A 12858-nucleotide genomic window follows, 5' to 3' on the forward strand; every position below is an offset into this window, starting at 1 on the left:
CCTCACGCATGAGCGATGCGAATCAACGCATCGACCGCGGTCGTGCCATCGGCACCGACCAACAATGGGTTCACATCGAGCTCCAGCAGTTGCCCGGCGTTTTCGCAGGCGTAGTCGGCCACGGCGCGGATCGCCGCTACCAGCGCGTCGAGATCCGCCGCCTGGCGACCGCGGAAACCTTGCAGCAACGGGGCGCTGCGCAGGCTCAGCAAGGCCTGGCGGATCGCGCCGTCGGTGGTCGGCAGCAACAGGCTGCGACTGTCCTTGAGCAACTCCACCAGAATCCCGCCGGCGCCAATCACCAGCGCCAGGCCAAAATCGTTTTCGCGCTTGATGCCAACGATCAGCTCGGCCAATGGCGGCTTGGCCATGGGTTCCAGCAGCAGTTGATCGAAGGCCACCTGCGGCGCGTACGCGTTGATGCTGGCGCGCATCCTGTCCAACGCGGCGCTCAAAGCGGTGTCGTCCTTGAGATTCAGTGCCACTGCACCGGCTTCGGTCTTGTGCGGCAGTTGTGCGCTGACGACTTTGACCACCAACGGATAGCCCAGCGCCGCGGCGTCCTTCAGCGCATTGTCCGGTGTGCTCAACACGCCGTCGGGCGTCGGCAGGCCGAATGCACGCAAGGCCTGCTTGGAGTCCCATTCATTGAGCAGTTGCCCTTCGCCCGCCAGCGTTTGAGGGCACAGCGGCACCAGTGCCGACTCGCCCAGCGTCAACAATGCCTGGCGCTTGCGTGGGTATCCGGCGATACGCCCCCACGCCGCCAAGCCGTCTTCGACGCCCTGCAAGGCCGCCACACCCTGGGCATGCAAATGCTCACGGGCGTGAGGCGGCAGCAGTTCCGGGAAAGCCGAGGTGACGAAACCGGTCTTGCCGTGACGTTCCAGCACCTTGCAGTAGAGGTCGAGCAACAGGTCGCATTCCTTGCGCTCGCCGGTAAATTGCGCCGGGTAGTCGAGCACCAGCATCGCTGCATCGGCTGGCGTGCGCAGGGCGCTGTCGAGCATGCGGTCCAGGGCTTCGCCGTCGCCCCAGATGGCGGTGGTGAAATCCAGTGGGTTGACCAGGTTGGCGTAGCTGGGCAGCACCTGCGCCAGTTCGCCGACTTGCCCGGCATCGAGCTTGGGCAAGCCCAAGTCGTTGCGTTCGGCGTAGTCGGCGATCAGGCCAGCATCGCCACCCGAGCAGGCTAGCGCGATCAGACTGTTGCCCGCCGGCAGGTTTCCGCAGGCCGCCGCTTTCAGGGTTTCGACGAAACTCACGGGGCCGCTGACGCGGATTACCCCGAGGCGATCGAACAGCGCGTCGTACAGTGCATCGGAACCAGATAGCGAACTGGTGTGACTGAGGGCCAGTTCGGCACCGATCTGCGACACGCCGGTTTTCAAGGCGATGATTGGAATGCCCTTCTCCAGCGCCTTGTGCGCGGCGCGGGCAAAACCCGGGACGTTCTTCAGGCCTTCCAGATGCAGGCCGATGGCGGTGACGCGCGGCTCGTCGAGCAGCACGTCCATCAGTTCGGCCACCCCCAGTTGCGCCTGGTTGCCGACCGAGGCCATGTAGGCCACCGGCAGCGAGCGGTCGCTCATGGACAGGTTGTAGGCGAAATTGCCGCTTTGGGTCAGCACCGCCACGCCCTTCTCCACCGCTTTGCCGCCATGGGCCACCGGCCACAGCGCGCTGCTGTGCAGGTAGTCGAGCAGGCCGTAGCAGTTGGGGCCGAGCAAGGCCATGTCGCCCGCGGCTTCAAGCAGCTGCTGTTGCAAGGCCTGGCCTTCGGTGCCGGTTTCGGCGAAACCAGAGGCATAGCAGATAGCGCCGCCGGTGCCGATGGCGGCCAGTTGTGAGACGCAGGTCAGGGTCAGATCACGGTTGGTGGCGATGAACACTGCGTCCGGCCCGCACGGCAGGTCAGTAATGTTGCGCACGCAAGGCACGCCTTCGAGGCTGTCGTGCTGCGGGTTGACCAGCCACATTTGCCCTGGGTAGCCGCCCTCGGCGCAGCGCTTGAGGGCGCGGGCCATGCTGCGCCCGCCGACAAAGGCCACATGCCGTGGCGCGAGCATGCGCTTGAGGTTGTCACGAATAGTCTGGGACATGGCAATTCTCCGGGCGATCAGCGCAGCAGCGGCCGCAGCAGTTCGCGGGAAATGATGTGCCGCTGGATTTCCGAGGTGCCTTCCCAGATCCGTTCGATCCGCGCATTACGCCAGATACGTTCCACCGGACCTTCGTCCATCAGGCCCATGCCACCGAATATCTGCACCGCCTCGTCTGCCGCGCGACCGAGCACTTCACTGGCGAACAGCTTGGCCATGCCGGCCTCACCATCGGTCATGGTGCCCTGGTCCATTTTCCAGGCGGTGTGCAGGGTCAACAGTTCGGCGGCGCGGATTTGCGTGGCCATGTCGGCCAGCTTGAACGACACGCCTTGGTAGGTGCCGATGGCCTGGCCGAACTGTTTGCGATCGGCCGCCCATTGCAGCGACACGTCCAGCGCCCGTTGCGCCTGGCCTACGCAGTTGGCGGCGACCATCACCCGGCCGGCTGTGAGCCAGGCGTTGGCCACGTCCCACCCCTTGCCGACTTCGCCCAGGACCTTATTGGCCGGTACGCGGCAGTCGTCGAAGAACATTTCGAAGGTGTGGTAACCACGGTTGCTCACACACTTGGGCCCCCGGCGGATGGTCATGCCCGGGGTGTTGCGGTCGACCAGGAACGAGGTCACGGCGTTGCGCTTCTTGCCGTTGTGTTCGTAGGTGTCGGTGACGGCAAAGACGATGGCGAAATCGGCGTGCCCGGCGTGACTGATGAAGTGTTTGCTGCCGTTGAGGACAAAGTCGTCGCCCTCACGCACGGCGCGGGTCTTGATCGCGTTGGCGTCGGAGCCGGCACCTGGTTCGGTCAGGGCGAAGCAGTCGATTTTCTCGCCTTGGATGCACGGCAACAGGTAGTCGTTGATCTGCTCGCCGGTGCAGGCCATGAGGATCTTCGACGGCCGCGCGACAAACACGTGCAGCGCCCAGGAGACCTTGGACAGCTCACGTTCGATCAGTGCCTGGGACAAGTAATCGAGGCCACCACCGCCTACCTCCTCGGGCATGTTGAAGGCATAGAAACCGGCGGCGATCGCCTTGCCACGGATCTGCGCGGCCAATTGCGGGGAAACTTCGTCGGCGCGGTCGACCTCGGTTTCATAGGGCAGCAGTTCCTTCTCGACGAAGCTGCGTACCGAGTCCACCAACATTTCTTGTTCTTGGGTCAGTTGGAAATTCATGGGTGCTACCTGTTGTTCGAGTGCTGTTAAAGGTTTACCGAGGGTCAGCGACCGATAAAACGCGCCGGGCGTTTTTCCGTGGCGGCGCGCAACGCTTCGTTGCCGTCTTCGCTGCGACCGCACAACAGGCCGGCAGCCAGTTCCGCTTGCAGTTGCTCGGCCAGGCTGCGATCGGCGCCTTCGCGCATGAGCTTTTTGGTCTGGGCGAAGGCAAAGGTTGGCCCGGCGGCCAGGCGTGCGGCGAGCTCGCCAGCGACGCTCAATAGTTGATCGTCAGCGCAAACTTCGCCGACCAGGCCAGCGGCCAGGGCACGGTCGGCACCCCACAGTTCGTCGAGGAACAGCAGCCGTTTGGCTTGCTCGGTGCCGATCAACCGTGGCAGGTGCCAACTGGCGCCGGCGTCTGGCGAGTAGGCCATGCTGGTGTAGCCCGCCTTGAACCGGGCCGACTGCCCGGCGATGCGCAGGTCGCAGCACAGGGTCAAGTCCATCCCGGCCCCGACGGCGGTGCCGTTGATGGCGGCGATGGTCGGTTTATCCAGGCTGTGCAAACGGGTCATCAGGGCGTGGGCGGTTTCGGTCCAGCCGTAGGTTTCCAGTGCGCCACGCGCCTCGGCTTCGGCCCATTCAGCCAGGTCGGCGCCGGCGCAGAAACTGCGACCGCTACCCGTCAATACCACCACGCGCACCGCAGGATCAGCGTTGAAGGCGTCGAGCAAAGCGTGCAGGTTTTTTAGCGTCGGAATGTCCAGCGCATTGCGCTGGGCGGTGCGATTGAGGGTGATCCAGGCAACGCCGGCTTCGACCTGACTGAGCAGAGAATCGTGGGTAGTCATGCGAATCCTCGAATTATTGTGATTGGTCTGAGGTGATGCGACTTGAGGCCATACTAAACGAGTGTTCAGTAAGGCGGCAATTACTCGTGAGATTGGCTGTAACAAACCAAAATCCGCGTAAGCATCTGTTTTATCTGGATTATTTATCTAGATTCAGCACTGCGCGTTTGGCGCTGTTACAACTTCGAACAACTACCGACAGGCGGCTGTAGGAGCGAGCATGCTCCGGGCGGCGTTCCGACGATGGTCACCAACGATTACGCGGGAAACCTGACACCCCGCGGCGTTCTCGGGTTCACCGCGAGCATGCTCGCTCCTACAGAGAGGCCCGAAACAACTGTGGGAGCGAGCCTGCTCGCGAAGGCGGCACCACATTCAACATTTCTGTTGACTGGTGCACCGCTTTCGCGAGCAGGCTCGCTCCCACAGGGGGGGTGTTGAGACAGGGATCTATACGCTCGGCAGGCTCGGCGCCAACACCTCTTCACGCTTGCGATGGAACAGGAAATACGCGCCATAACACAGCGCAATAAATCCAAAGCCCCAATACAGTGATGGTCGCTGGGTTTCATCCAGTGCCAGGAACACGAAGAGCGAGCAGCACAGCGTGATGCACATCAGCGGCAACACCGGGAACCACGGCGCGCGGTACTTGAGGTCGCTGAGCTTGCCGCCGTCGCGCAGGTAGGCCTTGCGGAACTTGTACTGCGCCAGGGCGATGACAATCCAGGTCACGGTGCCGGACATCCCGCTCACCGCCATCAACACCATGAACAAGGTGTCGGCGGCAATAAAACTGGTCATCAGCGACACCAGGGCGAAACACAAGGTGATGCTCAACGCACGCAATGGCACGCCACGCTTGCTCAACGGCGCCAGGCTTTTTGGCGCCATGCCGGTTTTCGACATGGCCCACAGGATGCGCGTAGAGGCATACAGGCCGGAGTTGCCCACCGACAGGATCGCCGTGAGGATCACGAAATTCATCAGGTCGGCGGCGTAGGGGATGCCGACCATGTCGAACACTTGCACGAACGGACTTTCCATCAGCCCAGCCTGCTGCCACGGCACGATGGCCGACAGTACGACGATTGCCAGGACGTAGAAGATCAGCACGCGAAACACCACGTTGCGCACGGCGCGGGGAATGCTTTTTTCCGGCTGGTCGGTTTCGCCCGCCGCCACACCCATGATCTCGCAGCCCTGGAAGGCGTAGACCACAGTCATCATCACCGCGAATACCGCGGACATTCCGTTAGGGAACAACGAATCGCCGATCAGGTTGGTCATCATGGGTGCAGGCGCGCCACTGGTCAGCGGGATTGCGCCGAAGATCACCAGCACACCGACCACAATGAACCCGAGAATCGCCGCCACCTTGATCCCGGAGAACCAGTATTCCGCCTCACCGAAGGCACGGGTTGCCATCGCGTTGATGCCGAACAGCACTACCACGAACAACGCTGACCAATACCAGATCGGCACCTCCGGGAACCAGCGCGTCATCAACATGCCAGCTGCGGTGAACTCAAGGCCTACGGTAGTGGCCCAGCTCATCCAGTACACCCAGCCGATCATGAAGCCGGTGGCCGGGCCGATGAACTTGGTCGCGTGGGTCTGGAACGAACCGGACACCGGCATCTGCACCGACAGTTCGCCGAGGCAGACCATCACCAGGTACATCAGGAAACCGGCGACCAGATAAGCCAGGATCGCCCCCACCGGCCCGCCCTGGTTGATGGTCACGCCGGAGCCCATGAATAGCCCGGTGCCGATCACGCCGCCCAGGGACAACATGAAAATGTGCCGACTCTTCAGGGCCCGAGTCAGCTGGATGCCTTTACGATCGGTGTTTTCGCTCATGCCCGGCACCCCGACTCGCTGAGGCGGGCAGCGCATGACAGGAAGTCAGGCAAGGAGGAAGCAGCTTTACGGCAATTCATTATTATTATCTCCAATAAGCTTCGAAGACCGCGCTGCGGCGGTTGCGTCGATTATTGGAAAGCCATGTAAGGCCCTGTTGTACGTAAAGATCGAAGTTGTAGAAAGTCGTAACAAATTTGTACGTCAGCTCTGCAACAGGCCTTTGAGCGTGTGCAGCGAACCTTGCAGTTGCGCTTCGACCAAGGGCACCAACGATCGAATCGCGGTTTGGTCATTGCCCAGCGCCGCGATTTCCAGACTCCGTAATGCCTCGGCCAAGGCACGAAACCCCAGGGAATCGCCACTGCCGGCCAGACGGTGCGCCAGTTGTGCGACTTCGGTGCAATCATCGGCCTCAATGGCTTCGCCCAGTGCCTCACGATGTTGCACGATTGAATCGTGCAATACGGTCAGCAGGCCCTGAACTTTCTGTTCGCCAAGCAAACTGCGATGGGTCTGCAGCAACGGCCAGTCCATCGCTGCGTCGTCAACCTCAGACGGTGCGGTGGTTGCCCGCCCCGCCAGCACCCGTCGCAGGTTGTCCAGCTTCAGGGGTTTGGCCAGGATGCCATCCATGCCCGCATCCAGATAACCGCGGACCAACGCCGGTTGCACGCTGGCGGTCAAGGCAAAGATGCGCGTCTCACGGTTAGGTCCGTCGTTGTCACGGATCTGTTTGCACAACTGGACGCCGCTCATGCCCGGCAGGTGCACGTCCAGCAAGATCAGATCGAAGCTGCGCGCCGAGCATTGCGCCCATGCCTGTTCAGCGTCGTTGGCCAGCCACACTTGATGCCCGTCCCGTTGCAACAGGCCCTCGGCCACTTCGCGGTTGAGCGCCACGTCCTCGACCACCAGGATGTCCAGCGCCGGGCCCGCCGCATAAGTGGGCGTCGAGGCAATGGCCTCGATGGCCGGCTGCAACGTCAACTCGAACCAGAAACAACTGCCGCGCTCGACTTCGCTGCTGACGCCGATGCAGCCCCCCATCTTCTCCACCAGATGCTTACAGATGGCCAGCCCCAGTCCCGTGCCGCCATAACGCTGTGCGACTTCTTCGCTGGCCTGGGTGAATCGCTCGAAAATCTTCGCCTGCATCGCCGGGGCTATACCGATGCCGTTGTCGGTGACACTCACCCGCAGACGCTGTCCGCCCAGATCTGGCGGCAATGCGAGCAATGCCACTTCGACACAGACGTCACCGTTTTCTGTGAACTTGATCGCGTTGGCCAACAGGTTACTCAGCACCTGGCGCAGGTATTGCTCGACACCGTGGTGATGCTCGGCCACCCGTTGATCGACGCGGCAATGCAGGATCGTGTCATTGTCCAGCGCCTTGGGTTCCAGCAGCGTGAGGACTTCATCGAGCAATTGGCGCATCGAGAAATTCACCGGTTCCGGGAGGCTGGTGCCCTCCTCCAGCTTGGCGAAATACAGCACTTCATTGAGGATCGTCAGCAGCCCCTCGCCGGCCTTGTGCAGCGCATCCAGGCGTCTGCTGTCCTGCGGGTCGAGACGGGCACCGCTCAGCAGCTCGGCCATGCCAAGGATGCCATTGAGTGGCGTGCGCAGTTCGTGGCTCATGGTGGCCAGAAACCGTGATTTGGCGAGGTTGGCCGCTTCGGCGTCGTCCTTGGCGCGCATCAGGCTGGCCGTGCGCCGCTCGACCATGCGCAGTAATTCGTCGCGGTTGTCCTGCAGGGCCAGGCGGTCGGTTTCCCGGCGGTCGATGTCGCTGAGGATCGCCCTGCGCATGTCATCGAGGGCATGGGCCACGGTGTCGATTTCGTCGTTTTGCGCGCCAGGACGCTTGTCCAGGCGCAGCGGCTCGTGCCATTGCCCTGCGGCAATGCGCCGGGCAAATTCGGCCATGACTTTCAGATGCCGGGTCACCAGGCGATAAAACAGCCCCGACAACGCCACCGCCAGGCCGCAGAAAAACACCGCCATCCACAACAGGTTGGTCAAGCCGGTGGCATACAGGCGTTGATACACCGCCCCCAGGTCGGTGCTGACTTCCAGCTCGCCGAGATGGCGCAAGGGACCGGCAGGTGGTTGGTAATCCAGGGCAAAGCGCTCGATGCGCAACGGCCCTGCCGGCGCGGGATTGCCTTGCACCAGGTCGAAATCGGGACCGGTCAAATGCACCCTGGCGACGTCGGAGAAATCCACCAGGCCGCGCAGTTGCACATTCAATTGCTCTTGGTTCAGGTCCCAGAGACTGCGCTCCAGGCTGGCCAGGTAACCGGCGCGGATCAGCTCCATGCGCGAGTCGATCTCGCGCATTTCCCGGCGATACTCGATATACAACTGCACGCTGCTGGCCAGCACGGTAAAACACAGGCTGAACAGCAGGATGAACCACAGCAGGCGCCGCAGCAGTCCACCGGCACGTGCGCGGATCATTGTGCGTTCGCCGGCAGGTTGATCATGTCGCGGTAGATGACCTCGCTTTCATTGAGAAGGCGCTGGATATCACCGGCATCCACCATGCGCTGCAACTGCGCATCAATCTGCGGCATGTGGGCGGACAACGGCGAACGGCGGGAAACGGCGACCCGCAAATAATCCACGCTCAGGGCCTTGGGCAAGGCCACGATGTCCTGGGCGCCAGGCAGGGTTTCCACGTACAGCTCACCGGTGCGGCGCTCCTGGGTGATGAAATCGATGCGCCCGCGAATCAGCTTGCCGAAATTCTGGCGGCTGCTGGCGACCCATTCGATGTTGTTGTGTTGCGCGACCATGCGATCGAATGCCAGGCCGTAGCTTTCACCGAACAGCAAGCCGCCACGGTAGTGGGCCAGATCCTGCAGTTGTTCGAACTTCACCGGATGCTGGCGATTGATGAACAGCGCCACCTCTTCGCGCAGTACCGGCACGCTGGAAAACAACATGCTCTGTTCCCGTTGCGCGGTGCTGTAGGCGAGCACCACATCGACCCGGCCTTCGGCGACGTCCAGCAGGCAGCGTTTCCAGTTACCCAGCACCACAATCTCGACCTCATAGCCGAGTTGGCCGAATAACTGCCTGACCACACTGGGCGCCAGGCCACGCACCTGTTTGCCGTCGCTCCAGGAAATCGGCGGGTACACCGGGTAATCGCAATAGCGGATCTTGTCCGCCGCCTGCACGTTGCTCGCCAATAACATCAGTAACGCCCAGAGCAACCGTCCCACCGTCGTCACGCCGCCAGGCTGGCAGTGAACAGGTAGCCGGCGCCATGGATGGTGATGATCAGTTGCGGTTCGGCGGGATCGTCATGCAGTTTGCGGCGCAAGCGCCCCACCAGCACGTCGATCGAGCGATCGTTGGGCACCCATTCGCGGTTGCGGATCTGGTCCATCAATTGATCGCGGCTAAGGGTGTGGCCGCTGTTGCGCAAAAATACACTGAGCAACTGGTACTCGCCGTGGGTCAGCAAGGTCTCGCTGCCGTCCGGATCGATCAAGCGCCGGCGGTCGGTGTCCAGCGCCCAGTCGGCGAATTGCTTGACCGGTTTGGCGACAGCGGCAACCGGCTGTGGCACCTGCGCATGGCGTACCCGGCGAATGAGGTTTTTTGCCCGCGACACCAGTTCCCGTGGATTCAGAGGTTTGATCACGTAGTCATCGGCGCCGCATTCGAGGCCGACGATTCGGTCGATTTCGTCATTGCGCCCGGTGATCAGGATGATCCCGACTTCCGATCGCACGCGCAGTTCGCGGGTCAGGGTCAGGCCGTCCTTGCCTGGCAGGCGGATATCAAGCATGACCAGGTCGACAGCCTGGCTGGCCAGGAAGGTTTCGGCCAGTTCCGCCGTGGCGGCGCAGTGCACGTCGTAGCCTTCCTGTGACAGGTAGGCATGCAACAGTTCGCGAATCAGCGGATCGTCATCGACGATCAGTACCCGAGGAGTCATTGCTGGGTGTCCTGCTTGTTTCTTATTAGAGGGCTTGCATCAGCGGCAGAGAGTAGCCACTGCTGAACGGGCGATCAACAGCTACTCGTCTGCACGCAAAACCGCTGCCGGCCGCCGGCCTGCAAACCGTCGACCCAGGCTTCGCAAATCTGGATGCCCTGCTCGGGGGTAAAGGTCCCGGGATTGAGCCCGGACTCCAGCCACAGGCCATCGAGCAACGCGCTAAGGCTGATCGCGGCCAGGTCGGCGTCGAAGTGCTCTCCCCCTTCCTCCCACCCCTCCTCCTGCGCCAACTCCCTGAGCACCTTGCCCAGGATCGCGCGGTACTCGCCATAGGAATGCTCGTGGGCTTGATTGATCGCCTCGGCGGTTTTCACTGCGCCCCAGAAGGCGAGCCAGGCGTCGATCAGTTGCGGGTCGAGCAGTTCGGCGCAGAAGGACGCGCGAAAGAACGCCGACAAACGCTCCCGGCCAGTGGGTGCCGCTTGCTCCATGGCGTCGCGCAACAGCGTCATGACGCGCCCGGTGATCGCCATGTAGGCCTCGGCCACCAGTTCGTCCTTGCCCGAATAGTGATGGCTGATCAGCCCGACCGATACGCCCGCCTCAGCGGAAATCTTGCGGATCGACGCCCCCTGGAAACCATGGCGCTTGAGGCACACCAGTGTCGCCTCGATCAGATTGGCCTTGCGCAACTCCGGTTCCATGCGGGAAAAACGGGCTTCCTGATTCATGGGCGACTGCTCCTGGTTTGTCGATCGTTGGGGCTCGCGTTATGGCTTGCGAGTTGAACGAATGTACAGCAAGAGTATGCCCGCCTGAAAGATCGCCTTCGCGAGCAGGCTCGCTCCCACAGGTTTCTTGTCGTGCACGATATTTCCCAACGCCTTGACCAATTGTGGGAGCGAGCCTGCTCGCGAAGGCGTCAGTCCATTCACACATGATCCCGATCAGTCCCGATACCCCGGCGCCACCCGCTCCAACAATCGCAGTAACGCCGCCCAAGCCAATTGCATGGCATCAGGGTCGCTCAACTCACCCTCTTCCAGCGGCCGCCCCGGGTCATTGAACTGGCGCTCGGTATGCGCGCACACCTGCGCCGGTGGCAGGACCAACTCCCCGGCCGCCTGCGCCGCCAGCTGGATTTCGCAGGCCTTTTCCAGGTAATACATGCGCAAAAATGCCTGGCTCACGGTTTCGCCGACGGTCAGCAGGCCGTGGTTGCGCAGCATCAGCACCGGCTTGTCGCCCATGTCGGCCACCAGTCGCTGTTGCTCACTCATGTCCAGGGCCACGCCTTCGTAGTCGTGATAGGCCACCCGGCCGTAGAACTCCATGGAAATCTGGTTCACCGGCAACAACCCGCACTTCAACGCCGCCACTGCACAACCGGATTTAGTGTGGGTGTGCAGCACGCACTGCGCATCTTCGCGGGCACCGTGGATGGCGCTGTGAATCACGAACCCGGCCGGATTGACCGGGTACGGCGACGGCTCCACCGCGTTGCCATCGAGGTCGATCTTCACCAGGTTGGACGCGGTGATCTCATCGAACATCAGCCCGTAGGGATTGATCAGGAAGTGATGCTCAGGCCCTGGAATACGCACCGAGATGTGAGTGAAGATCAGGTCGGTCATGCGAAAGTGTGCAATCAGGCGATAACAGGCCGCCAGCTCTTCTCGCAGGCGCTGTTCGGTCGCGCTGCGCTCAGGGGCGGTCAGGGCGGTTGCGATGTTATTCATCGTTCGGGGTCTCCAGGGTGTTCGGTTGGGCAGACAGTAAGGCTGGACGCTTCGACAGGTCCAGCCATCCCCTGTACTTATTTGCTGGCCCAGGCGTTGAAACGTTCTTCCAGTTCTTCGCCATGGTCGACCCAGAAGCCGACGTTCATCGACAACGCGCCCTTGAGGTTCTGCGGCGCCGTGGGCACCCATTGCGCCCGTTTGTCATCGAGCCGCGCGGCGGCCTGGGTATTGGTCGGACCGTAGGGGATTTGCTCGACGTATTTCACCTGTGCATCCGGCTGGTTGGCAAAGGCGATGAAGCGCTTGGCCTGGTCGACGTGCCTGGAGCCCTTGATGATTGCCCAGTAGTCCATGCCGTACAGGCTGCCGGGCCAGACCAGGCCCAGATGACTGCCTTTCTGCGCGGCGTCGGCGATGCGCCCACTGTAGGTCGAGGTCATCACCACGTCGCCAGCGGTCAGCCATTGCGGCGGTTGCGCCCCGGCCTCCCACCACTGGATGTAGGGCTTTAGCTCAGTGAGCTTGGCAAATGCACGGTCCACGCCTTGCGGGGTACCGAGTACCTTGTACAAGTCTTCGGTTTTCACGCCGTCCGCCAGCAGGGCGAACTCCAGGTTGTACACCGCACGCTTGCGCAGCCCGCGCTTGCCGGGGATTTTCTGTACGTCCCAGAAATCTGCCCATGACGTCGGGGCCTGGGCCAGTTTGTCGCGATCGTAGGCAATCGCCACGCTCCACACCAACGCGGCGGACCCGCACTCTTGCGCCGCCTCGGGGATCAACTCTTCGCTGCCACCCAGGCGATTCCAGTCCAGTCGCTCATACATGCCCTCTTCGCAGCCACGCATCAGGTCCGGACCTTCGATCTGCACCACGTCCCAGTCGACGTTGCCGGTGTCGACCATCACTTTGATCCTGGCCATTTCACCGTTGTATTCGCTCTGGATCACCTTGCTTTGATCCACGGCGGCAAAAGGCTGGAAGAACGCCACGTCCTGGGCTTTTTGTCCGGCGCCGCCATAACCGACCACCATGTCCGACGCTGCCTGTGCGCTGCCAAGGCCCATGGCCAGGGTCAGCGCCAAGGGATAAAAACCGTGCTTGAGCGTATTCGATTTCATCAGTGGTTCCTCGTGCAGGTGCCAGGCGACCCAAGGTCGGCATGGCCCTTTTTTA

10 protein-coding genes are annotated in these 12858 nt (G+C 62.1%); all 10 read right to left on the reverse strand.

The annotated features are described in order from the left end of the window. Nucleotides 1-2: 2 nt before the first annotated feature. A complete protein-coding gene (locus tag AC1Q8Q_RS22005) occupies nucleotides 3-2102 on the reverse strand; it encodes an acetate--CoA ligase family protein (RefSeq protein ID WP_492615494.1) in 2100 nt (699 codons plus the stop codon). Between the two features lie 17 nt (nucleotides 2103-2119). Beyond that, on the reverse strand, nucleotides 2120-3280 hold the full coding sequence (locus tag AC1Q8Q_RS22010) for an acyl-CoA dehydrogenase family protein (RefSeq protein ID WP_020801318.1): 1161 nt from the start codon (nucleotides 3278-3280) through the stop codon (nucleotides 2120-2122). Between the two features lie 44 nt (nucleotides 3281-3324). Beyond that, nucleotides 3325-4116, reverse strand: coding sequence for an enoyl-CoA hydratase/isomerase family protein (locus AC1Q8Q_RS22015; RefSeq protein ID WP_033044763.1), 792 nt, complete (start codon nucleotides 4114-4116; stop codon nucleotides 3325-3327). A 450-nt stretch (nucleotides 4117-4566) separates the two neighbouring features. Next, the gene (locus AC1Q8Q_RS22020) at nucleotides 4567-5979 is read right to left on the reverse strand and encodes an amino acid permease (RefSeq protein ID WP_020800501.1); all 1413 of its coding nucleotides are present in this window, start codon (nucleotides 5977-5979) and stop codon (nucleotides 4567-4569) included. Nucleotides 5980-6183: 204 nt separating this feature from the next. Next, nucleotides 6184-8445, reverse strand: coding sequence for an ATP-binding protein (locus AC1Q8Q_RS22025; protein ID WP_492615495.1), 2262 nt, complete (start codon nucleotides 8443-8445; stop codon nucleotides 6184-6186). Beyond that, nucleotides 8442-9188: a substrate-binding periplasmic protein gene (locus AC1Q8Q_RS22030; protein WP_116287634.1), complete on the reverse strand. Its 747-nt coding sequence runs from the start codon at nucleotides 9186-9188 to the stop codon at nucleotides 8442-8444. Before AC1Q8Q_RS22030 ends, AC1Q8Q_RS22025 begins: the two co-directional genes overlap by 4 nt. Nucleotides 9189-9220: 32 nt before the next feature. Next, a complete protein-coding gene (locus AC1Q8Q_RS22035) occupies nucleotides 9221-9937 on the reverse strand; it encodes a response regulator (protein WP_492615496.1) in 717 nt (238 codons plus the stop codon). Nucleotides 9938-10011: 74 nt separating this feature from the next. After that, entirely contained in the window at nucleotides 10012-10671 is a 660-nt protein-coding gene (locus tag AC1Q8Q_RS22040; RefSeq protein ID WP_020800505.1) for a TetR family transcriptional regulator C-terminal domain-containing protein, read from the reverse strand. Between the two features lie 216 nt (nucleotides 10672-10887). Next, nucleotides 10888-11679, reverse strand: coding sequence for a class II aldolase/adducin family protein (locus AC1Q8Q_RS22045; RefSeq protein ID WP_168758174.1), 792 nt, complete (start codon nucleotides 11677-11679; stop codon nucleotides 10888-10890). A 77-nt stretch (nucleotides 11680-11756) separates the two neighbouring features. Beyond that, entirely contained in the window at nucleotides 11757-12803 is a 1047-nt protein-coding gene (locus AC1Q8Q_RS22050; protein WP_492615497.1) for an ABC transporter substrate-binding protein, read from the reverse strand. Between the last annotated feature and the right edge of the window lie 55 nt (nucleotides 12804-12858).

The sequence above is a fragment of the Pseudomonas sp. GW823-FHT06B06 genome (genome assembly GCF_058795195.1).